We start from the raw sequence: 21270 nt of genomic DNA, 5'->3' as shown, positions 1-21270 counted from the left end.
ATAGTTAGAAATAAATTTAGTAATCGCTATCGTTTAAACCACACAGTTTTGTGTGATTACACACAACTACACTAGAGCTACTGTCCCACAACAGGTAGCACCTCACCGTCTCCTACAGCGCATCCCTTCATAGGTAGCGCCTCATTACTTAGGTTTTAATTTGGACTAAGCAGTACTGGTTGGAAATCTTAAAAGGCGGGTAGCCAAAACTTGGCTTTCTTGGCAATATCTCTTTAAGAGTGGAGAGAGTCATTAATTCGTTAGGAAGCTAAGATATGTCAGATCAACCGAGAAATTTAACGGGTTTAGATGCATTACAACGTTTAAAAGAAGGCAATGACCGTTTTGCCAGTAATGTGCGTAGTCTGGATGTGTTATTAAGCCATGCTCAGCGCGGCGAACTCGCTAAAGGTCAAAATCCTTTTGCCATTATATTAGGCTGCTCTGACTCACGCGTACCCGCTGAAATGGTATTTGATCAGGGGTTTGGTTCCTTATTTGTGATTCGGGTAGCGGGTAATATCGTAGCACCTTCGCAAATTGGTAGTATTGAATACGCTGCAACACGCTATAACACCCGCCTAGTCGTAGTCATGGGGCATACGAATTGCGGTGCGGTCAATGCCACTATTGAAGAATTGCGTAATAAACAACGCTCACCCTCCAGCAATCTCATGTCTATTGTGCAGCGTATTGCCCCCGCTGTTGCCACTTTAATGGATACTCCTCTCAATGACGACCCTGAAGCACTCATTAAACACGCAGTACGCGCCAATATTCGTACAGCCACCAGTCACTTAAGGCATGGATCGGCTATTCTAGAACATCTAATTGCTAATGAAGGCTTATTAGTAGTCAGTGCTGAATACTCATTGGAAACCGGAAAAGTAGATTTCTTTGATCTGGATCTTAATTTAGGCGAAAAAGTCGCTAATGTAGAACGTTTAATGTCCTGAGTGGATCAGGTTAAGTCCTAGGACTTAACCCTCTAGAAACTCATAACTCAACGCTGATAATATAAGAATAATTAATGAACCTAACATCAATTGAAAACTAATCAGTGCGAAAAAGGCTTTTTTATTTAAAATGGGGTCTGCTAGTTTTTTATATTCGTGCTTTAAAATAAAAGCGCCGCGCTTAGAGAAAAAAGGTGAATGCTGAGCAGGCGTAGTCGGAGTATTAATAGTTTGCCAAAGCTCAGAATAGTGTTTTTCTACATAACGATAAACTTGGTTAGCCGTTACTCTAGATAGCACTGCACTAAACACTAGAACCACAACGCTAATCATCACTAACCAAGCCAGCATGATTATTTCAACTTCTCAGCATAAGATACGGTATAGTCTTTGCCCTGTTTAAGCTTGTCATAATTACCAAAGACTTCTTGTAAATTACGCTTCATATAATCACGTAAGCCATTGATAGTCACTAGATAAATACGCCCACCGGGTTTCATAAAATGCAAGGCATCATAGAGCATAATGGTCATCATTTCTTTACCCACTTTAGCCGGAACATTAGATACGACCACATCAAATTTAGAATCGGCGGGTATGTGCTGAAAACCATTACTTAATATCGCTTTAGCATTAGTGATTTTATTGAGTTGGGCATTTTTATTGCTATACTCCACCGCCATAAAATCCTTATCGACCATTAAGACTTGCCCTTGAGGAGCCATTTTAGCCATGGCTAAACCAATCGGCCCATACCCACACCCTAAATCAAAACAATGGTCGCTCGGATTCACTTTTAAATACTTCAATAATAAATCCGTGCCGGAATCAATCTCACGCGGAGAAAAAATACCCCAAGTGCTTAAAAACTTGAGCGGATGACCACAGAGTTCGGCTTCAAAGCGAATATCTTGGCGAATTTCATTTAAATACTCTTTAGTGGTAGCCATTACTCAGATACTCGCTCTAATTGTTGGAAAATCGCATTAGCTTTAATACTTGCCTCATCAGCCGTCGCTGCTAGGGTACAATAATGTCCCATTTTACGTCCCTTACGCGCTGAAGCCTTGCCATATAAATGTAATTTAGTTTCAGGCTCATTAAAGACTTGTAGCCAATCGGGTTGACCACCTTCAGGCCATAAATCACCGAGTAAATTAATCATTACCACCGGAGACACTAAGCGCGTAGCACCAAAAGGTAAATCACACACCATTCTCACTTGCTGCTCAAATTGCGAAGTCACACATGCATCTAAGGTATAGTGCCCGCTATTATGAGTACGTGGTGCCATTTCATTTACGAGTAATTCACCTGACTTAGTGACAAAAAACTCTACAGCCATAACCCCGATAAAATTAAGTTGCGTAGCGATAGTGGTCGCTGCTTGTTTAGCTTGTTGCTCTAATTCGGCACTAATTCGTGCAGGTACAGTGGTTTGATGCAAAATACCCTTGCGATGCTCATTCTCCGCGACTGGAAAACAGTGCACTTCACCGTGTTGATTGCGCCCCAGTACTACTGAAATTTCCCGCTCTAACTCTACGCGTTGCTCTAACACACAATCGACTTGGTTTAATTGCTTAAATGCTGCTTCCGCCTCTGGTATAGAGTTAACCGTAATTTGTCCCTTACCGTCATAACCTAAACGTGCGGTTTTTAAAATAGCGGGAAATTGAATCTGTGTCTCTGCCTGTTGCAAGTCGGCTAGGGAACGCACTGGAATAAAAGGCACGGGAGATAACCCACAGGAACGCACAAAGGTTTTTTCCACAATCCGATCTTGAGCGACTTGTACTGCCTCGGCACTGGGATGTACAGGACAATAAGTACTTAATAGCTTTAGGGTTTGAGCGGGGATATTTTCAAACTCCGTGGTAATCACATCGCACGCTTGCCCTAAGTGCTGCAAAGCTTGAGCATCATCATAGGCGGCTTGAATATGTTGATCGGCTAATTGTCCGGCTGGGCTTTGTGGATCAGGCTCTAGCACTATAACGCGATAGCCGAGAGTACGAGCAGCAATAGTAAACATACGGCCCAATTGACCGCCACCAAGCATACCAATGGTTGCACCGGGTTGGAGCATGTCTTAAACCTTTAAATTACTTAAGCAGAAGGGGGAAGGGTCATATTTAACGCCACTTGGCGCTGTGCCTCACGAAAGGCTTGGAGCTTTTGCGCTAATTCTGCATCGTGATTAGCTAATAATGCCACGGCAAATAGTCCAGCATTCGCTGCGCCCGCTTCACCAATAGCAAAGGTCGCAACAGGAATACCCTTAGGCATTTGTACAATCGAGTAGAGCGAATCCACCCCTTGCAGATGTTTAGTAGGGACTGGTACTCCTAATACTGGAACCGTCGTTTTGGAAGCCAACATGCCCGGCAAATGAGCCGCGCCCCCCGCGCCAGCAATAATACATTGCAAACCACGCTCGGCGGCGGAGCTGGCGTATTCAAACAGCAAATCGGGGGTACGATGGGCAGACACGACACGATATTCATGAGGTACACCAAAGGCCTCTAGTTGCTCCACAGCTTTGGACATAATGTTCCAGTCGCTGTTGCTCCCCATAACGACTCCAACTAACGGTTGCATGGCGGCAATTATCCTTGTTAAGCGTAAAAATCTGATATTATACCCTGATCTTGTGCGACGCACTATTTAACTAGGTATTATTCCACTATGTCAGCTGTTGTGTTTGAAACCCATTTAAATCATTTAGAACTGCTTGCACGCGGCAAAGTACGCGATATTTACGCCATCGATGCACAAAATATGCTGATTGTAACCACTGACCGCTTATCTGCCTTTGACGTAGTGTTGCCTACCCCGATTCCCCGTAAAGGAATAATTCTGACTCAAGTGGCCAACTTTTGGTTTGACTACTTAAAAGAGGTGATCCCGAATCATTTTAGTGGTCTCACTTTAGAAGATTTACCTTTAAGTGCTGAAGAACGTGAAATGCTTGAGGGGCGTAGTATGTTAGTTAAGCGTCTTAAGCCCTTGCCCGTTGAAGCGATAGTAAGGGGCTATTTGATTGGTTCGGGGTGGAAAGATTATCAAGCCACGGGACAAGTGTGTGGTATTGATCTACCTCAAGGGTTGCAATTAGCACAACAACTTCCCGAACCGATTTTTACTCCTTCGACTAAGGCAGAGGTAGGGGATCACGATATTAATATTAGCTTCGCACAAATGCAGCAGCAGATTGGTGTAGAATTAGCCAAGCAAGTTCGTGCGGTGAGTTTGCAACTTTATCAGCAAGCTGCTGACTATGCTTTAAAGCGCGGTATCATTATCGCCGATACTAAATTTGAATTTGGTCTAGATGAGGCGGGCAATCTAGTATTAATCGATGAAATTCTCACACCAGACTCATCACGTTTCTGGCCCGTCGATCAATATCAGGTAGGAATCAGCCCTCCCTCGTTTGACAAACAATATGTGCGTGATTATTTAGAAACGCTCACTTGGGGGAAAACAGCGCCGGGACCTGAATTACCTGCGGAAGTCGCTCAAAAGACCGCCGAGAAATATCAGGAAGTCGCTGAGCGTTTAATGCACTCATAATAATTAATAGTTCTAAGGAATCAGTATGCGCGTCCTAGTCACTGGAGCGGCGGGCTTTATCGGTATGCATGTCACTTTAGCGCTATTAAAGCGTGGTGATAGGGTAGTGGGTTTAGATAATTTAAATGCTTACTATGATGTAACCCTGAAAGAAGCACGCTTACAAGTCATTGCGGCACAAGATGCTGATCAGCAATTTCAATGGATTCGATTAGATTTAGCGGATCGCAATGGAATGGCTGAATTATTTAAGCAGCATCACTTTGATGCAGTAGTGCATTTGGCAGCTCAAGCCGGTGTGCGCTATTCACTAGATAATCCACTGGCTTATATTGATAGCAATATTACCGGATTTGCTCATGTACTAGAGGGTTGTCGGCATAGTGGCGTGAAGCATTTAGTTTATGCGTCCTCTAGTTCGGTGTATGGACTCAATGAAAGCATGCCCTTCTCTGTGCATGATAATGTGGATCACCCTATCTCGCTCTACGCTGCTTCTAAAAAATCCAATGAACTGATGGCACATAGTTATGCTCATTTATTCGGTTTGCCTACCACCGGATTACGCTTTTTTACCGTATATGGCCCTTGGGGACGACCCGATATGTCACCGTTTAAATTTACTAAAGCGATTTTAGCCGGACAGCCGATTGATGTTTATAACTATGGTAAGCATAGACGTGATTTTACTTATATCGATGATATTGTAGAGGGTGTTATCCGTACTTTAGATCATCCAGCGCAGTCTAATCTAAATTGGCAAGGTATAAATCCAGACCCCAGTAGTAGCCGCGCACCGTGGAGAGTCTATAATATAGGTAATCAACAACCTGTAGAGCTAATGGATTATATTGGCGCGATTGAAACCCAATTAGGACGTAAAGCGACTCTTAATTTATTACCCCTACAACACGGTGATGTACCCGATACTTATGCCGATGTTGAGGCATTAGTAGCAGAGGTGGGTTATAGACCCGCAACGAATTTACAAACCGGTATTGCTCGCTTTATTGAGTGGTATCGACATTACTATCAAGTATAACCCCTACTTGTTGTTGAGGTTTGCATTATGCAGAGCTTGAATCAGAGAACTTGGGTGGGTCGATTATTAGACCGAATACCCGATTATTTAACCCTAACCCTCATTGTGGTGTGTGGTTCATTATTAGCCCGTTTAACTTGGTTAACGTTTCCGGCCGATCCTGATTTAGTGGCTCGTAATCAAGCTCAACAGGAGCTAGTCAGCACCGTGAATCCGGTACAAGTCCTACCTGCTAAGGCTTCTCAAGTGAATGAGGGTGATGAAATTGCCCGCTATAATCTTTTTGGTCAAGTACAAGTTGCCGCTTTAAAAACCCCTGAAGTACCCGTCGCTGCTCCTACTGCCCCTGCACCCGTAGTCAAACCGCGTGAGCCTATTGAGTTAGTCGGTGTATATGCCCTACCCGGCAAGGAAGGTTTAGCGATCTTACGGATTCGTGGACAACAAAAAGTATTTAAGATCGATGAACCCTTAGTCATTCGGATTAATAACAAAGATGAAACCATTGGTGCCGTATTACGTAGTGTAACGGAAAAAACTGCCGTTTTAGATTGGGGTGCTCCTCCTAAACAGACCCTTGAGCTAGTGTCTAAAACTAATAATAGCAATGGTATGGGTATGATGCCCGCGAGTGAGCCTATGTTCATACCAGAACAAGATCCTATGTTAAATCAAGACCCGTTACTGAATCAGGATCCTATGCTCAATGATCCTAATCTCATGTCTCAACCCATTCCCGACCCTATTGATATGCCGCAACCCGATGCGCCTAAGCAGGGTGATATTATCCCGCCCTCGCCAGAAAATCTTACACCAGAACCCCAGCCTTTGAGTTTAGGGCAATTTAGAGAACAAGCTTTAGCCGACAATAGTCGGCTTTTAGATCTAATGCTTGCCTCACCCGCTAGAGTAGATGGAAAAATGCAAGGTTTTCGGGTCAATCCGGGCAAAAATATGCAACTTTTTCAAGCAACAGGGTTAATGGCAGGTGATATTGTGACTGAAATTAATGGCATACCTTTAAATGATATGCCAAGTGGTATCAAAGCGTTGAATAGCATTAAACAGGCCTCCGCTGTCAACCTGAAGATCATGCGTGCAGGAGCCGTAGTTACCGTTGAACGTAGTTTTTAGTAATCTCCATACAAATTATTCATCACTTTGTTCCACTTTAGATTAAAATTTATAATGTATAGATTAGTGACAAAAGGTGAGGGATGGATCTCGAAAAAATCAACAATTACTGTAAGCAATTCTGTGACTTAACTCCAGAGAAAGAACAGTTAATTAAAACCATTGGCTCTGACTTATTGCCCTACTTACCCGCTATTACGGAAGCCTTTTATGCTCATTTATTAGCAATAGATGAGGCGCAGCTATTCGTTGAGGGTCGGGTAGAAGCACTTAAGAAAACACACTTAGAGTGGCTAACCAGTTTATTTACTAAAAACTTGGATGATGAATTTGCCGCACACCTTTACCACATTGGAGAGGTACATGTGCGTGTCAAATTACCCGCCGACTTCATGACAGGCGCTATCACTTATCTGCAACAAAAAATTATTCATGTTGCAGTGTATCTGTATGGTAATGACCCCGTTAAACTACTAAATGTATCTCAAGCATTAAATAGTTTACTAGGCTACAACTTACAAGTGATGCAGCTATCCTATCAGCAATCCATGATTACGGCCGAGCTATCACGCTTTTTAAATGTGACAGGCATCAGCCAAAAACTGTTTTCCAATATGGTCGCCGCTTACAATAAAAAGCCCAAACCTTAAGGGTTATTTTTACGTTGAGCATCAGTGACCGCTGGAATCTGAATTAAGCGCTCTAAGACCTCCGCCAACTGTGATACATCATCGATTTGCACGGTCAAATCCATAATAACTAAATCATCTGGAGGAGGTGCAGGGCGGGAATTAAGGCTTAGGACGACAATATGTGCTCTAAATAACGCATTGGTAATATCACGCAATAAACCATGCTCGTTATAGCCAGACACTACAATATCAGCCACATAGACACTGGCAGCTCCTCTCCAGCTCACCTCAATTAAGCGTGCCTGTTGCTCGGTACTTAAGCTAGTAATATTAGCGCAATGGGTACGATGTACCGTAATGCCCTTGCCTTGAGTAATAAACCCAATAATAGGATCACCATACACAGGCTTACAGCAACGCGCTATTTGAGTGAACAGATCTTTGACCCCCGCCACCTCAATACCACCGGGGACTTTGACACTATCTCTAGGAGGACGAACCTTACGCAGCTTAATTTCTTTTTCTGGCGAGCGTAACAAATGCTCTACTAATTGCTGGGTACTGATCTCCCCGCGTCCCAACGCAATCAGAAAATCACGCTCACTTTGCCGCCCAAAATTACGATACAAATCTACTGCTTTAGTCTGTGGCAAATTCAAAATATGTTTTTCGTGCTCTAAAATTTCTATCCCATTAGTGCGATTTTTTTCATGATCCTGTTGGCGAAACCAATGATTGATTTTTTGGCGAGTGCGGGCTGAACGGGCATAGCCTAAAGACGCATTCGTCCAATTCATTTTAGGACGCGCTTCTTTACCGGTTAGGATTTCGACTTGTTGCCCCGTTTGTAATTCATAATTGAGCGGCACTATATCGCCATTCACCTTAGCCCCTAAACACCTATGCCCAATGTCAGTATGAATGGCATAGGCAAAATCCAATGGAGTAGAACCTTTAGATAACTCAATCACTTTACTCTTAGGGGTCATGACAAAAATGCTATTGGAGTAAACCTGATTATGGAAATCCTCTAATAAATACTCATCATCACCGCGATTACGCTCTAATAACTCTTGCAGTGAGTGACGCAAATCATCCATCACTTGATGTTGCTTATTTTTGCCACCCTCTTTGTAATTCCAATGCGAGGCTACCCCTGACTCGGCAAATTTATGCATATCATAGGTACGAATCTGAATTTCAATATAGTGATCGTTAGGACCTAGTACGACTGTATGTATAGACTGATAGCCATTGGATTTACGATTACTAATATAATCGTCGTACTCGCTTTCTAAGTAGTTCCAAGTGTCATGAATAAGGGAAACCACCTTATAACAAGTATCATCGGTATCCACCATAATCCGAATCGCTCTAAGATCAAATAGTTGATCCATATCGATTTTTTTACGCGTCATCTTACGCCAAATACTGTAAATATGTTTGGGACGACCATAAACAGTAGCTTCGATATGATGCTCATGTAGGAGTGCCTGAACTTGCTGAATCACACCCTCAATATAACGTTCGCGCTCTACCCGTCTAAAGGCTAGTGCTTTGGCAATACGCTTATAAATATCGGGCTGTTGAAAACGAAACGCGAGATCTTCTAACTCCCATTTAATCTGGCTGATACCTAAACGACTGGCTAAGGGAGCATAGACCTCCAAGGTTTGGCGGGCTGCACTCATTTGCAACTCGCGCTCGGAGCACTGGGCTAAAAGACGTAAATATTGCAGTTGCCATGCTAATTTAATTAGTACCACACGTAGATCCTTAACTATGGCTAGAATCATACGCCGTAATTGTTCACCATTACTGTGCGGGGCATATTTGGCTTTAGACTTAGGTGCTGGCTCTGGTTCGGGCTTGGCTAATTCAGTAAGGCTAGTAAAATGCTGGAGGGTACGAATATTGTCCACCATAATGGCAATCTGTACTCCAAATTGCTCATTAACGTCCTGACGTTTTAGAAAATTAAAATGACTATCGGCACATAAGGCAGCGATGAGGGTGGACTGATCAACATCTAAATGGCGTAAGATTTCAGCCATTTCTAAGCCACTAGGCTCAAGAGGGTTACTAAGATCAATGGGTTTACTTAAAAGCTGCTCGACTACATGACGAATTCGCTGCCTATCTTGTTCACGGTCGGAAATCCAAAATAACTGTACCCATGAATCCAGAGTATGCGCATTAGGATCAGTCAGCCGACTGTGCTGCATAGTAAACCCTCCCAGATAAAAATAATGCCAAAAGATCGTCTCGCCCTTTGCTCTTATTGTGATTAAAACAGTTAAGGCGCGTGGTTATAAATTTATAATGTTTTGAGTGCTGATACCAATTCAGCAAAATGTTGTATGGTGATGTCAGGTCGAATAGACGAGTGCGCCACCGAGCGAGCAGGTTGCAACCAAATGGTACGCATTCCAACCGATAGTGCCCCAGCAATATCATTCTTTAGATCATCTCCTACATAGACCACTTGATCAGCAGGTAGTTGGGCGCTTTGCAACGCATGCTGGAAAATCGCTGGATGAGGCTTAGCAACTCCCACACTACTAGCACTGTGTACAAAAGCAAAGAACGTGCCTATGCCCAGATAATGTACATCTGCATTCCCATTACTAATCACTCCTAACTGATAATCTTGAGCTAAGCACTCTAAAGTACTCAATACCCCCTCAAACCATTGCACTTGATGGCGTGCCAACCAAAATACCATGAAAGCGGGATCGACTAAGGCCCGCGAATAACCCGCTTCGTCCGCCAAATGCGCTAGCCAGTACTTGCGTAAAATGGTGAGATTATAGTGCAATTCTGGATAGTGGCTCATGAAATTAATGCGGTGCTGAATCAAGTCTGCCAATGTATAGCGCTCGGTAATACGTGCGTAATGCGCACTAAGCCAGTTATATGTTGCCACCTCAGCATTACGAATTAATGACTCACCCTCCCATAAGGTGTCATCCAGATCAAATATCACACATTGAATTGGCATACCCTGCCCTTGAGATTAGTTTACGGACTAGGTACTAGCATACTACTCTTAGTACTAATCGAGTATGAAGGTTGATGATTAAAAAGGTTAATAATGAAACTGCTCAGATTATTGCTAGTCCTCAGTCTATTCTGGAGTATTGAGGCAAGTGCCAAAACCATTGTATTGATTCATGGTTTTCAAGCTAAAGGCATGGACTGGCGCACCAATAGGGTGACGCAAGGTCTCCAAGCGACTGGATGGGTGGATGGAGGACACTGGCAGCCCACTCCACGCGGCTTATGGAATCCAATAGACCTCCCCCAACGTCCTAAGAATATTTTTTATACTATTGACCTCCCCTCTACTGCATTGATTGAGGTACAAGCACAATGGCTAGATAAATACTTAGCCACGATTTATCAACTACGTGGCGAGCCTTTAGAGCTGGTAGGTCATTCCGCCGGAGGGGTGGTAACGCGCTATTGGTTATTAGCCAAGCGCCCGATTCCGATTAATAGCTTAATCACTATTGCCAGCCCCCACGTAGGAACTCCGGTATCGAATCTGATTGCTGAAGTAATGGATAGTCCTTGGGGGCGTATGGCTGATGACTTAGGGCTAAGACCCTTATATCAAGCATCTAGTACGTTATTACAACAGTTAAAAGAGGAGCATCCGGGCAATTTCATGTACTGGCTAAATCATCAGACTCATCCTAATCTGCGCTATATTTCCATAGTTCGTGATAATCAACGTGCTAGTCAATTTGACTTCATCGTGCCGTTTTTTAGTCAAAATATGAACAATGTCTATGCTTTACACGGCAAGTCTGAAGTTTGGGCAAGTAAGGGGAATCACTTTCTACAACGCAATGATGGTTTTGTGATAAATCAAGTGCTCAATGCGCGGTTCTAGGCACGATATTATTTCATGCCTATCTAGCCGAGCTTAAAAGGCTTGCTATAATCCGCCTTTACTAAAACAAATAACTTTAGGGGTGCAAAAGCATGTTCAAAGAATGGCCGGTGGCAGTGATTATAGCGGTAGTATTAGCCTTTGCCTTTTTGTTTTGGTTAGTGGAGTTCAAAGGCATTGTGCCGTCTGAGGTAGGCTTTGGCAATGCCAAAGTTAAATTCACTGAAACCCAAGTAAAAGAAGCTGAGCCTGTAAGCGCTGAGAGTGCTAGCACTAATGAAACCGTCAAGCCTAATCTACCCGCTGCACAAAATGCTCTGAGTAAACCTGAAGCCGCACCACAACCAGAGACCACAACTGCCAATAATGCTTCCAAGCCAGCGGGATTAACTGCACGCCAAGCCATGACTAAATACTTTCAATATCTACAAGATGGTCAGTATGCGGCGGCTTATAGCCTATTTAAAGCACAAGAAAATGGCACTAAGCAGTCCTTTGAAGAGTTTGAAGCCTTTTGGAAAGCGCTCCCCACGTTTAAATGGACGGTGACTAAAGACTATGAAAGCGGTAATTTTGCTTGGGTAGATTTAACACTTAATCATGCTAATGCCCCTAAACCGCAAACTTGGAAATACTCCTTCAAACGTAATACGCAAATCCCTGAACTCAAACCCTTTGGCTATTGGGGTGTGAGTAATATTGAGGCGCATTAAGTGACACTCTTAGCCGCATAGTGTTAAGATACTGTCACAGGGTCGGCCCATTATCATGTGATATAATAATTATTAAGCCAGCAGTTGATTAGCACTATGGATACTACTTTTGCCTCTCCTTCACCATTACAATCACCCTTAATTAAAACCTTGCCTGTTGCGATTGCAGCCCATGCTTTGGTGTTATTTGGTGTGACTTTTGTGCCAGAGTATATGCCTAAGGTACGCTCTGCCCCTACTCTTGATATTACGCTGGTGCAAACTCATAGCGAGCAAGCACCTGATCAAGTCAAATTTCTAGCTCAAGCTAATCAAGAAGCCAGCGGGCAAAGTGATCAAGAAAATCGCCCCAAAAGCCCTTTAGCCGCGCTGCAAGTGGAGCCTACGGAAGGAACTGCTCCCCTCCAATCGACGGCTAGCGCTCCCGATGTGTTTCCTAAATTACAACCGCAAATTCTCACGACCAAAGGGGAAACCTATGAGCATGTGGATAAATCCCCCGAATTACAGGAAGAAGAACTAGAAAAGCCCATTGATGAAGAACGAGCGGATCAAACGGCTGAAATAGCCCAACTACTCGCTGAAATGGATGAGGAAGAAGCACGCTATGCGCGGCGTCCACGAGTACATTTCATTGATGCGGTGAGTGCTAAAAGTGCGGTTGAGGCACAATATATTGATGAATGGGTTCAAAAAATTGAACGCATTGGGAATATTAATTTCCCTGAAGAGGCAATCAGGCGCAATTTAAGCGGTAAATTAATCTTAAATACCACTTTAGATCACAGCGGACATGTAGTCAGCGTCCATGTTGATGTATCATCAGGGTTTGATGTACTCGATAAAGCGGCGATGCGTATCGTGGAGTTAGCAGCCCCCTATCCTCCCCTCCCACAGCCAATTCGAGAAAAATGGGATCAACTCAATATTACTCGCACTTGGTTATTTAAAAGCGGCACGATCAATACTGAATAATATGGACTCAACACTTAGTTTGCGTAATCAGTTACTTATTGCTATGCCTGCGATGCGTGATCCGCATTTCACGCACACAGTTACTTTAGTCTGCCAACACGATGAGGATGGCGCGTTTGGTTTAACAATTAATCGTCCGACGGACTTAAAACTCAGCGCTCTAATGAAACAATTAGGCATTGAACTAGACGATGAGCATTTACGTAAACAAGCAGTACTGACGGGCGGTCCCGTTCAGGCAGAACAAGGTTTTGTCCTGCATGACTCCCATTACCCTTGGGAAAGTACCATGCGTGTCGCTGATGATTTATTTATTACCTCCTCCAAAGATATTTTGGTCGATATAGCCAAAGGTCAAGGTCCTGATCATTTCCTATTAGTCTTAGGCTGCTCCGGTTGGGAAGCGGGTCAATTAGAACAAGAAATTAAGGAAAATGTGTGGCTTACTTGCCCTGCCACACCAGATTTACTGTTTACTATGCCTTATCCCCATCGCTGGCGCGGTGCAGCCGCTACTTTAGGAGTGGATGTAAATTTATTGGGCGTTGCCGCAGGTCATGCATGATTACTGTATTAGGCTTTGACTACGGTAAAAACCGTACAGGTGTCGCGGTAGCGAATACCCTAACCGGATTAGCCACTCCTTTAGACATACTCTATGCGCAAAAAGGGGAACCGGATTGGCTAGGCATTCAAAACCATATCAGCACTTGGAAACCTAGTATTTTAGTGGTGGGTATGCCACAAAAATTAGACGGTTCGGATAGCGCGATGAAAGAGGCTATTCTATTATTTGCTAAGCAATTAGAGCGTAAAACACAACTACCTGTGCACCTCACGAATGAGCAACTTACCTCACAAGAAGCTAATCAACGTCTGATTTCAGCGCGACAAGCCGGACGCAAACGTAAAATTCGCAAAGAAGAAATTGATCAATTAGCCGCTGCTATTATTTTAGAGAACTGGATGCTGGAGACTTCCTATGGTCAAAACGTATGATCTACAAGCCCTATTAGCGCAACTCGAACAACAATTACGCGCTTATATCCAAGAGTATCAACTAGAAAATCCAGTACTCGTCGGTATCCATACTTCTGGGGTGTGGTTGGCTCAAGAGTTATATCAGCGTTTAGGATTACCGGAAGAGCCGGGGCAATTAGATGTGAGTTTTTACCGCGATGATTTGCAGCGCTCTGGTCTACCTAAAATTAAACAGCCTTCACGTATGCCCATTCAGATCGATGATCGTCATGTCTTATTAGTCGATGATATTCTGTATAGCGGCCGCACAGTGCGTGCGGCCATGAATGAGCTTTTTGATTATGGGCGACCTAAGACCATTACTTTAGTGGTATTAGTTTCACGCGGCGGGCGGGAATTACCGATTGAAGCGCAAATATGTGCCCTACACGAGGAACCCGGACCCGATAAAGTTTACGTGATTGAAGGCCCCGAACCTTTAAGTATGACTTTAGAGCCGCGCTAGTTTTAAGCTAAATCAGGAAAAACTCGTCTTTAGGCATTTATTAAGTATTTATCGCAAAGCAGCAAAAGAGTAACATGGCGCGAATTTAACTAGACTGCCTTGACTCCTGATGTATAAGCATCTTACTCCCGGTGCACTACCGTCCTCCATGCAGCTATCCTCGGATGGCCGCTTACGTCACTTTTTAACGATTGAGGGATTACCTCCGCTCCTGTTGGAGGAAATTCTGGATCGAGCCGAGCAATTCTTATCTTTACCCGAAAAGCAGCAGAAAAAAGCGCCGCTACTGCGGGGTAAAACGGTCATGAATCTGTTCTTTGAAAACTCAACGCGCACGCGGGTGACGTTTGAAATTGCTGCTCAACGTTTAGGTGCGGATGTAACCAGCTTAGATATTCGCACTTCCTCAGCCTCCAAAGGTGAAACTTTACTCGATACTATTCGCAATCTTGAGGCGATGAGTGCTGATATGTTTGTGGTACGCCATGAACACGCGGGGGCTGCTCATTTTATAGCGCGTTATGCTGCTCCTCATGTGAGTGTATTAAATGCCGGTGATGGTCGACATGCACATCCCACTCAAGCGATGTTAGATATGTTTACCATCCGCAAGCATAAGGGCGAATTTCCGCCTTTAAAAGTGGCGATTGTGGGTGACATTCTGCACTCGCGGGTAGCCCGCTCTAATATACATGCCTTAAATACCTTGAGCACGGGTGAAGTGCGCGTGATTGCCCCCAAAACCTTATTACCTGTAGATGCAGAGAAATTAGGCGTAAAAGTCTATACCGATATGGATGAAGGTTTACGCGATGTGGATGTAGTCATTATGTTACGCCTCCAGCGTGAACGTATGGGCAGTGCTTTGCTCCCGTCTGAGCGCGAATTCTTTAAGCTGTATGGTCTGACCGAAAAACGCTTAGAACTGACCCGACCTGATGCGATTGTGATGCACCCGGGTCCGATTAATCGTGGGGTAGAAATTGATAGTCGTGTCGCCGATGGTCCACGCTCAGTGATCCTGCAACAAGTGACTAACGGAATTGCGGTACGTATGGCAGTGATGGCGATGATTATGGGTTCAGGAGGTATGGCATGAAAACTGTGATTCATAATGCACGTCTAGTAGGCTGTAGTGCTGAAGCTCCCTGTCAAGCTCGTAGCTTGGGTATAGCTGAGGGTAAAATTGCCTTTATAGGTACTGAGCCGGAGGGATTTAATGCTGAGCGCTATATAGATGCTCAAGATAATATTCTCATGCCCGGCTGTGTGGATTTAGCCGCGTGGTTACGTGAGCCGGGATTAGATCATAAAGCTACTTTAGCAAGTGAAACCTATGCCGCGCTGGCTAGTGGTATTACTACGCTCACCTATCAACCCGAACCTGCTGCTATGGTGGGTAACTCAGCTCAATTTAATCTGATTCAAGACATTAACCGCCAATTAGGTTATGCCCATATTCGCGTACTCGGTAATCTCACTCAAGATTTACAGGGTGAGCGCTTGAGTAATATGGGTGGATTAAAACGTGCGGGCTGTGTGGGCGTCACTAATGGCTGGCAACCTTTGCAAAGTTTACGGGTACAACGCTTAGCAATGGAGTATGCCAGTACGCATAATATCACCGTATTTATCTATCCTTTGGAGCTAGCCCTAGCGGCAGGCGGTTTAGTACATGAAGGAGCTATAGCCAGTCGTTTAGGCTTTGCAGCTATTCCGTCTGCGGCTGAAACGGTTGCCGTAGCTCAGACCTTGGCATTGATTGAAATGACCGGAACACGCGTACATTTTTGCCGTCTATCCACTGAAGGCAGTGTACGCCTGATTCGCCAAGCCAAAGCACAAGCTTTACCTGTCACTGCCGATGTCGCAGCTCATCAATTATTTCTAACTGAAATGGATATAGCGGATTTTAACCCGCTTTGCCATGTGCGCCCCCCCTTACGCTCAGAGCGTGATCGTGAAGCACTGATTGCCGGCTTAGTAGACAATACCATCGATGCGATTTGCTCGGATCATCAACCGCATGAAATTGACGCTAAACTCGCCCCCTTCCAACAAACTGAGCCGGGTATTTCAGCTTTAGAAACCTTATTACCTCTCACATTGCGTCTAGTGGAACAAGGTGATTTATCTTTAGCACAAGCCATTGCTAAAGTGACCTCAGCCCCGGCTGCGATTATTCAAGACCCCGCCGGCACATTACAACTAGGCGCTCCTGCCGATGTAGTGCTGCTGGATCCAGATTATTTCTGGACTTTAGAGCTAGACTCAATGCTCAGCCAAGGCAAAAATACGCCTTTTGCAGGTTGGAGCTTTAACGGCAAAGTCACCCAAGCGTGGCTAGCGGGACGCCATATTTATCGGATGGAATAGAATTTAGAATAATGTTTGAAGTAGCCCTTTATGAGCCGGAAATCCCCCCTAATACCGGCAATATTATGCGTTTATGTGCTAATACGGGGTGTGTACTGCACCTCATTCACCCGCTAGGTTTTCAATTAGATGAGAAACGCTTGCGTCGTGCAGGTATGGATTATCGTGATTTAGCCGTAGTACAAGAGCATGAAAGCTTTGCTGCTTTTGCTCAGTATGCTGCTAATAAACGCTTATTTGCTCTCACTACTAAGGCGCAACAAGCCTATACAGAAGTAGTATTCAAGCCCAATGATATTTTTCTTTTTGGACCGGAAACACGCGGCTTACCTGAGCCATTATTGACTGTATTAGGAGATCATTGCTTACGCTTACCCATGCTGCCTGAAAGTCGTAGTTTAAATCTATCCAATACCGCCGCGATTGTGGTATATGAAGCTTTACGCCAACAACAGTTCCAAGGTTTAAGTTAATGCGATTGGTGCGCCATCTCACTGATTTTAAAGCTACACGCCCCAGTGCTGCGACGATTGGTAATTTTGATGGCGTACATCTTGGGCATCAGCAAGTGATTGAGCATGTCATACATCAAGCACAAGTACTCAAACTGCATTCAACCGTTATTAGTTTTGAGCCATTGCCTGCTGAGTATTTTCGCAAACCGCCGCCGAGTCGTATTTACCCACTACGCGATAAAGTACGCTGTTTAAGGCGTGAGCAGTTCGAGTATTTTGTCTGTTTACGCTTTAATCACGCACTGGCTACTATGCCAGCAGAGCTTTTTGTTGAGCGCATACTGATTCAAACTTTACAAGTTAAATATTTAGTTGTTGGTGATGATTTTCGTTTTGGGGCTGGACGTAAAGGTGATTACCCCTTATTACAAAACTTAGGTCAACACTACGGTATGCAGGTGGTCGATACACCTACCCTATTGACCGGACAACAGCGTATTAGTAGCTCCTTAATTCGAGAACATTTAGCTCAAGCGGAGTTAAACAAAGCTAATGCGCTACTCGGTCAACCTTACCAACTATCCGGCAAAGTCTCTGGTGGCAAACGCTTAGGACGCACCATAGGCTTTCCGACTTTGAATTTAGCTATGCCTGATAATCTTGCCCTACGTCACGGCGTGTATGTGGTTAGGATTCATGGCTTAGGTCATCAAGCGCATTATGGTGTAGCTAATTTAGGTAAGCGCCCCACAGTAGGAGGTCTAGGATTACGCTTTGAGGTGCATGTATTTAATTTTAGTCAGATGGTGTATGGGCAATTGATTCACGTGGAACCTTTACATTTTCTACGTGACGAACAGAAATTTGCCTCGATTGATGCACTCAAAGCGCAAATTCAACAAGATAGCCAAACTGCAAGAGCATTTTTGCAAGCGCAGCAACTTGTGTACTAAGTCACTACACCTGCTTATCGCTTGAAATCTATCCCTAAATAATTAGGCTTTGTGATAGCTATATACGCGCTCTACTTCATTTTTCGAGCCTAAGATCACTGGAACCCGTTGATGAAGCGAATGAGGTTTCATATCTAAAATACGCTCATAGCCTGTCACCGACATACCACCTGCTTGCTCAATAATCATGCTCATAGGGTTAGCTTCATATAGCAGGCGTAACTTACCTTCCTTACCTGATTTCTGCATTTTAGAGTCGAGTGGATACATAAAAATACCACCACGCGTCAGAATACGGTGTACCTCTGCTACCATTGAAGCCACCCAACGCATATTAAAATCAACCCCGCGCACGCCCTCTTTACCCGCAACACATTCAGCTATATAGCGTTGTACTGGAGCTTCCCAGAAACGTTGATTGGACATATTAATGGCAAATTCGCGCGTATCTGCTGGAATCTGTACATTTTCACGCGTAAGAATAAAGGAGCCTGAATCACGGTCCAGAGTAAACATGGTGACGCCATGTCCAGTGGTCAATACTAAAATAGTAGCTGGTCCATACAAACAATAGCCTGCGGCTACTTGTTGAGTACCCTCTTTACAGAAATCTTCGGCGGTAGGATTCAGAATACCTTCTGGAGCATGCAAAATAGAGAAAATCGTCCCTACGGATACATTGACATCCATATTGGATGAGCCATCGAGAGGGTCAAAGGTTACTAAATAATTACCACGTACTCTATCTTCAGGTAGGTTATAGACTTCATCCATTTCTTCAGAAGCTAAAGCCGCAACATGACCATTATTTTGTAGGGCCTCAATGAATACCTCATTGGTAATCACGTCCATTTTCTTTTGCTCTTCGCCTTGCACATTGGCTGAGCCTGCTGAACCTAAAATACCAATCAAATCGCCTTTACGCGTGAGACTAGAGATTTTTTTACACGCTACCGAAATATCGTTTAATAACGCGGTAAACTCTCCACTGGCTTGGGCGGTTTTGCGTTGTTCTTCAATGATGTATTGAGTGAGTGTAATACCTATTTTATACATAGCAATCTTCCAAAAAAGGGCGTTAAACGGTGAGATTGCGCTATACCATACGATAATTGGTTGTATCGAGCTAGCTAGCCAGTAATAATAGACGCCAAGGTATTAAGATATAGCTGAAAAAAAACGGGTCGCACCTAAATGCAGACCCGCTAGACTTGCGAGGGAGTATTATAATTTTCTTTATAACTAGTTTGAGTGTGTAGTGTCAGTTTAAAGTCGGCGACAAATGCCGCCTATCGAATTGAGCCATTCAACTAGCCATGATTAACTAAACTAATTAATTAACCCCATTCGATGACTATAGGTCGTGTCTACATTTAGCTTGGTTCAAGCCCATCGTAAATTTTTTGCAAAAATTTGCATCTATCAGCTAAGTCGACGAGTTGGGGTAGGTAAGAGCAGTGTTAAAGCCCTATTTGTGTAAGATGCGCCACTAGAATGGGGGCAATGGGTCTGTGGTGTAATGATGATAATGCTACCGAGACATTTCTTAAAAATGTTTAAAAATGGTATCGAAATATTCAAACCTATCGATAGTTTGAGGCGACATATCTTATGACTGGTTTCTCAAAATATGGGGCGGAAGTTACGGAAGTAACCAAACCGACAGATGACGATATACTGCTAGCTCAGGTCGCTTTAGGCGATCGAGATGCTTTTAGTAAGCTATATCTTAAGTATCAACCCCGATTAGTCAGTTATTGTGCTCGATTATTAAACGATGATTTAGCACAAGCGGCTGATATTGTGGATGAAGCCATGTTTGATGTTTGGCGCTCCGCTGGCAGATTTGAAGGTAAATCGAAACCCTCTACTTGGATTTATTCGATTACCCGTAATAAGTTAATTTCGTGGTTACGGAAAACGTCTGAAGTGACCTTAGGGGATGATGAGTCACTCTTAGCTATGATCGATCCAGCTAACTCTTTAGAAGATGAGTTAGCCTTGACGGATATGAAGCAACAGTTAGTGCGTTTGATGTCCCAACTCACAACTGAACACCGTGAAGTACTACGTTTAACTTATTTTGAAGACAAATCTGTTAAAGAAGTAGCCTTATTACTGGGGATTTCTGAAAACACGGTAAAAACTCGTATGTTCTACGCCCGCAAGCGTCTAGCGCAATTGTTAGAAAAGGCTGGGATTGTCGAGTTTGACCTTTAATATAATGAGCGATTGATGGTTATGAGTCGAAACAATGAAGCCCAGCTCGAAGAGGCACGCCTCCTATTGCCATGGTATTTGACAGGTCAGTTATCAGCAGTAGAACGAGAATTGGTGGATAAAGCACTGAGTCAATACCCTAGTCTGCAAGACGAACTGCACCATGAAGAACAAATAAAAAAATTAGTTTGTCAAGACGCGCAATTATTGGAGCTATCTGCTTTAGATACAACACCGCAACGTTTAGAAAACTTATTGCGGCGTATTGGGCGGGAAGATGAACAACCAGAAGTGCATAGCTCTAATGCACATCTAGCACGCCCCGTCACCGCTCCTGCTACCCATAAACCTAAGCAATCTAATCGCTGGGCAGCGTGGTGGCAAAGTCTATGGAATGTTGAATGGCTGACACCCGCGAATGCTGTGCTTGCAGGTTTATTAGTCTGTCAAGTGGGTGTAGGTATTGCTTATTTTTCCTATAACCAATATTCAGCACAAGAGCTAGCGCAAAACACTTCTAACAAGGGGGAGTTTGAGCTATCTAGCTACTGCAATATTGGCAATATATCGATTAATCTAGATCAGAATGAGCACTTAGCTTTAGTGGAGTTTAAAGAGTCGACTACTGTAGGTCAGGTAAGAACCTTTTTAGATGCGCATACTATGGGGCTAGTGCATGATTCACCCGCTCATACACCTAACTTGTTTCTAGTAAGATTTAAAACTGAACTTGCAGATGCTAAACAAATAGCGAATTACTTGAATCAAGTTAAACTAGCATCAACTGATACTATTAACTTTTTAGGTCGAACTACTCCAGACGAAGCGTGTAATTAAGCAATGACAAAACCTCT

General features: G+C 43.8%; 24 protein-coding genes. 17 read left to right on the top strand and 7 right to left on the bottom strand.

Annotation, left to right across the window (positions count from 1 at the left end; genetic code table 11):
• The first annotated feature begins 275 nt into the window (after positions 1–275).
• On the top strand, positions 276–956 hold the full coding sequence (locus IPL34_RS05655; protein WP_296838990.1) for a carbonic anhydrase: 681 nt from the start codon (positions 276–278) through the stop codon (positions 954–956).
• Between the two features lie 24 nt (positions 957–980).
• On the opposite strand, the gene IPL34_RS05650 is transcribed toward IPL34_RS05655, so the two are convergent.
• Genes IPL34_RS05650 through purE form a run of 4 tightly spaced genes read right to left on the bottom strand, consistent with a single transcriptional unit; the run spans position 981 to position 3557 of the window.
• Entirely contained in the window at positions 981–1307 is a 327-nt protein-coding gene (locus tag IPL34_RS05650; protein ID WP_296838987.1) for a hypothetical protein, read from the bottom strand.
• Positions 1308–1309: 2 nt separating this feature from the next.
• Positions 1310–1906, bottom strand: a complete 597-nt coding sequence (locus IPL34_RS05645) for a methyltransferase (RefSeq protein WP_296838984.1) — start codon at positions 1904–1906, stop codon at positions 1310–1312.
• Positions 1906–3045 carry a 5-(carboxyamino)imidazole ribonucleotide synthase gene (locus IPL34_RS05640; RefSeq protein WP_296838980.1) on the bottom strand — a complete coding sequence of 380 codons (1140 nt, stop codon included), beginning with the start codon at positions 3043–3045 and terminating at the stop codon, positions 1906–1908. Before IPL34_RS05640 ends, IPL34_RS05645 begins: the two co-directional genes overlap by 1 nt.
• Before the next feature lie 20 nt (positions 3046–3065).
• On the bottom strand, positions 3066–3557 hold the full coding sequence (gene purE, locus IPL34_RS05635; protein ID WP_296838976.1) for a 5-(carboxyamino)imidazole ribonucleotide mutase: 492 nt from the start codon (positions 3555–3557) through the stop codon (positions 3066–3068).
• 87 nt (positions 3558–3644) lie between these two features.
• Between purE and IPL34_RS05630 the strand changes: the two genes are divergently transcribed.
• The 4 genes from IPL34_RS05630 (at position 3645) to IPL34_RS05615 (ending at position 7358) form a co-directional block, all read left to right on the top strand.
• The gene (locus tag IPL34_RS05630) at positions 3645–4532 is read left to right on the top strand and encodes a phosphoribosylaminoimidazolesuccinocarboxamide synthase (protein WP_296838974.1); all 888 of its coding nucleotides are present in this window, start codon (positions 3645–3647) and stop codon (positions 4530–4532) included.
• A 25-nt stretch (positions 4533–4557) separates the two neighbouring features.
• Complete coding sequence (locus IPL34_RS05625; RefSeq protein WP_296838971.1) at positions 4558–5574, top strand: NAD-dependent epimerase; 1017 nt, start codon at positions 4558–4560, stop codon at positions 5572–5574.
• Between the two features lie 27 nt (positions 5575–5601).
• Entirely contained in the window at positions 5602–6708 is a 1107-nt protein-coding gene (locus IPL34_RS05620) for a type II secretion system protein N (RefSeq protein WP_296838967.1), read from the top strand.
• An 83-nt stretch (positions 6709–6791) separates the two neighbouring features.
• Positions 6792–7358, top strand: coding sequence for a protoglobin domain-containing protein (locus IPL34_RS05615; RefSeq protein WP_296838964.1), 567 nt, complete (start codon positions 6792–6794; stop codon positions 7356–7358).
• On the opposite strand, the gene IPL34_RS05610 is transcribed toward IPL34_RS05615, so the two are convergent.
• Positions 7355–9565 (bottom strand): bifunctional (p)ppGpp synthetase/guanosine-3',5'-bis(diphosphate) 3'-pyrophosphohydrolase, encoded by a 2211-nt coding sequence (locus IPL34_RS05610; RefSeq protein WP_296838962.1) that lies wholly within the window; start codon positions 9563–9565, stop codon positions 7355–7357. The two genes, IPL34_RS05615 and IPL34_RS05610, sit on opposite strands and share 4 nt — an antisense overlap.
• Before the next feature lie 92 nt (positions 9566–9657).
• Complete coding sequence (locus IPL34_RS05605) at positions 9658–10341, bottom strand: HAD family hydrolase (protein ID WP_296838959.1); 684 nt, start codon at positions 10339–10341, stop codon at positions 9658–9660.
• A gap of 93 nt (positions 10342–10434) precedes the next feature.
• Between IPL34_RS05605 and IPL34_RS05600 the strand changes: the two genes are divergently transcribed.
• The 10 genes from IPL34_RS05600 (at position 10435) to ribF (ending at position 18196) form a co-directional block, all read left to right on the top strand.
• Positions 10435–11238, top strand: coding sequence for a hypothetical protein (locus IPL34_RS05600; RefSeq protein WP_296838957.1), 804 nt, complete (start codon positions 10435–10437; stop codon positions 11236–11238).
• A 92-nt stretch (positions 11239–11330) separates the two neighbouring features.
• On the top strand, positions 11331–11951 hold the full coding sequence (locus IPL34_RS05595) for a hypothetical protein (RefSeq protein WP_296838954.1): 621 nt from the start codon (positions 11331–11333) through the stop codon (positions 11949–11951).
• 96 nt (positions 11952–12047) lie between these two features.
• Entirely contained in the window at positions 12048–12926 is an 879-nt protein-coding gene (locus IPL34_RS05590; protein ID WP_296838951.1) for an energy transducer TonB, read from the top strand.
• 1 nt (position 12927) lies between these two features.
• On the top strand, positions 12928–13491 hold the full coding sequence (locus IPL34_RS05585; RefSeq protein WP_296838948.1) for a YqgE/AlgH family protein: 564 nt from the start codon (positions 12928–12930) through the stop codon (positions 13489–13491).
• The gene (ruvX, locus tag IPL34_RS05580) at positions 13488–13925 is read left to right on the top strand and encodes a Holliday junction resolvase RuvX (protein WP_296838945.1); all 438 of its coding nucleotides are present in this window, start codon (positions 13488–13490) and stop codon (positions 13923–13925) included. Before IPL34_RS05585 ends, ruvX begins: the two co-directional genes overlap by 4 nt.
• Positions 13909–14412: a bifunctional pyr operon transcriptional regulator/uracil phosphoribosyltransferase PyrR gene (gene pyrR / locus IPL34_RS05575; RefSeq protein WP_296838940.1), complete on the top strand. Its 504-nt coding sequence runs from the start codon at positions 13909–13911 to the stop codon at positions 14410–14412. The genes ruvX and pyrR overlap by 17 nt, the downstream gene beginning before the upstream one ends.
• A 109-nt stretch (positions 14413–14521) precedes the next feature.
• Positions 14522–15511, top strand: a complete 990-nt coding sequence (locus IPL34_RS05570; protein WP_296838937.1) for an aspartate carbamoyltransferase catalytic subunit — start codon at positions 14522–14524, stop codon at positions 15509–15511.
• Positions 15508–16788, top strand: coding sequence for a dihydroorotase (locus IPL34_RS05565; RefSeq protein ID WP_296838934.1), 1281 nt, complete (start codon positions 15508–15510; stop codon positions 16786–16788). The genes IPL34_RS05570 and IPL34_RS05565 overlap by 4 nt, the downstream gene beginning before the upstream one ends.
• A gap of 11 nt (positions 16789–16799) precedes the next feature.
• Positions 16800–17261 carry a tRNA (uridine(34)/cytosine(34)/5-carboxymethylaminomethyluridine(34)-2'-O)-methyltransferase TrmL gene (gene trmL / locus IPL34_RS05560; RefSeq protein WP_296838931.1) on the top strand — a complete coding sequence of 154 codons (462 nt, stop codon included), beginning with the start codon at positions 16800–16802 and terminating at the stop codon, positions 17259–17261.
• On the top strand, positions 17261–18196 hold the full coding sequence (gene ribF / locus IPL34_RS05555) for a bifunctional riboflavin kinase/FAD synthetase (RefSeq protein WP_296838927.1): 936 nt from the start codon (positions 17261–17263) through the stop codon (positions 18194–18196). Before trmL ends, ribF begins: the two co-directional genes overlap by 1 nt.
• A gap of 42 nt (positions 18197–18238) precedes the next feature.
• On the opposite strand, the gene IPL34_RS05550 is transcribed toward ribF, so the two are convergent.
• Positions 18239–19252, bottom strand: a complete 1014-nt coding sequence (locus IPL34_RS05550) for a class 1 fructose-bisphosphatase (protein WP_296838924.1) — start codon at positions 19250–19252, stop codon at positions 18239–18241.
• A gap of 555 nt (positions 19253–19807) precedes the next feature.
• On the opposite strand from IPL34_RS05550, the gene IPL34_RS05545 reads away from it, so the two are divergent.
• A complete protein-coding gene (locus IPL34_RS05545; RefSeq protein ID WP_296838921.1) occupies positions 19808–20416 on the top strand; it encodes a sigma-70 family RNA polymerase sigma factor in 609 nt (202 codons plus the stop codon).
• 21 nt (positions 20417–20437) lie between these two features.
• Positions 20438–21253, top strand: coding sequence for a hypothetical protein (locus IPL34_RS05540; protein WP_296838918.1), 816 nt, complete (start codon positions 20438–20440; stop codon positions 21251–21253).
• Positions 21254–21270 lie beyond the last annotated feature (17 nt).

This window comes from Thiofilum sp. (assembly GCF_016711335.1).
Classification (GTDB): domain Bacteria; phylum Pseudomonadota; class Gammaproteobacteria; order Thiotrichales; family Thiotrichaceae; genus Thiofilum.
The sequence above is the reverse complement of the archived record's forward strand: the minus strand, read 5'-3'. Positions and strand labels throughout refer to the sequence as shown.

Excerpts from the sequence above, each read along its gene's own strand:
- IPL34_RS05655 (WP_296838990.1), top strand. The coding sequence starts at position 276 with ATGTCAGATCAACCGAGAAATTTAACGGGTTTAGATGCATTACAACGT.
- IPL34_RS05650 (WP_296838987.1), bottom strand. The coding sequence starts at position 1,307 with ATGCTGGCTTGGTTAGTGATGATTAGCGTTGTGGTTCTAGTGTTTAGT.
- IPL34_RS05645 (WP_296838984.1), bottom strand. The coding sequence starts at position 1,906 with ATGGCTACCACTAAAGAGTATTTAAATGAAATTCGCCAAGATATTCGC.
- IPL34_RS05640 (WP_296838980.1), bottom strand. The coding sequence starts at position 3,045 with ATGCTCCAACCCGGTGCAACCATTGGTATGCTTGGTGGCGGTCAATTG.
- purE (WP_296838976.1), bottom strand. The coding sequence starts at position 3,557 with ATGCAACCGTTAGTTGGAGTCGTTATGGGGAGCAACAGCGACTGGAAC.
- IPL34_RS05630 (WP_296838974.1), top strand. The coding sequence starts at position 3,645 with ATGTCAGCTGTTGTGTTTGAAACCCATTTAAATCATTTAGAACTGCTT.
- IPL34_RS05625 (WP_296838971.1), top strand. The coding sequence starts at position 4,558 with ATGCGCGTCCTAGTCACTGGAGCGGCGGGCTTTATCGGTATGCATGTC.
- IPL34_RS05620 (WP_296838967.1), top strand. The coding sequence starts at position 5,602 with ATGCAGAGCTTGAATCAGAGAACTTGGGTGGGTCGATTATTAGACCGA.
- IPL34_RS05615 (WP_296838964.1), top strand. The coding sequence starts at position 6,792 with ATGGATCTCGAAAAAATCAACAATTACTGTAAGCAATTCTGTGACTTA.
- IPL34_RS05610 (WP_296838962.1), bottom strand. The coding sequence starts at position 9,565 with ATGCAGCACAGTCGGCTGACTGATCCTAATGCGCATACTCTGGATTCA.
- IPL34_RS05605 (WP_296838959.1), bottom strand. The coding sequence starts at position 10,341 with ATGCCAATTCAATGTGTGATATTTGATCTGGATGACACCTTATGGGAG.
- IPL34_RS05600 (WP_296838957.1), top strand. The coding sequence starts at position 10,435 with ATGAAACTGCTCAGATTATTGCTAGTCCTCAGTCTATTCTGGAGTATT.
- IPL34_RS05595 (WP_296838954.1), top strand. The coding sequence starts at position 11,331 with ATGTTCAAAGAATGGCCGGTGGCAGTGATTATAGCGGTAGTATTAGCC.
- IPL34_RS05590 (WP_296838951.1), top strand. The coding sequence starts at position 12,048 with ATGGATACTACTTTTGCCTCTCCTTCACCATTACAATCACCCTTAATT.
- IPL34_RS05585 (WP_296838948.1), top strand. The coding sequence starts at position 12,928 with ATGGACTCAACACTTAGTTTGCGTAATCAGTTACTTATTGCTATGCCT.
- ruvX (WP_296838945.1), top strand. The coding sequence starts at position 13,488 with ATGATTACTGTATTAGGCTTTGACTACGGTAAAAACCGTACAGGTGTC.
- pyrR (WP_296838940.1), top strand. The coding sequence starts at position 13,909 with ATGGTCAAAACGTATGATCTACAAGCCCTATTAGCGCAACTCGAACAA.
- IPL34_RS05570 (WP_296838937.1), top strand. The coding sequence starts at position 14,522 with ATGTATAAGCATCTTACTCCCGGTGCACTACCGTCCTCCATGCAGCTA.
- IPL34_RS05565 (WP_296838934.1), top strand. The coding sequence starts at position 15,508 with ATGAAAACTGTGATTCATAATGCACGTCTAGTAGGCTGTAGTGCTGAA.
- trmL (WP_296838931.1), top strand. The coding sequence starts at position 16,800 with ATGTTTGAAGTAGCCCTTTATGAGCCGGAAATCCCCCCTAATACCGGC.
- ribF (WP_296838927.1), top strand. The coding sequence starts at position 17,261 with ATGCGATTGGTGCGCCATCTCACTGATTTTAAAGCTACACGCCCCAGT.
- IPL34_RS05550 (WP_296838924.1), bottom strand. The coding sequence starts at position 19,252 with ATGTATAAAATAGGTATTACACTCACTCAATACATCATTGAAGAACAA.
- IPL34_RS05545 (WP_296838921.1), top strand. The coding sequence starts at position 19,808 with ATGACTGGTTTCTCAAAATATGGGGCGGAAGTTACGGAAGTAACCAAA.
- IPL34_RS05540 (WP_296838918.1), top strand. The coding sequence starts at position 20,438 with ATGAGTCGAAACAATGAAGCCCAGCTCGAAGAGGCACGCCTCCTATTG.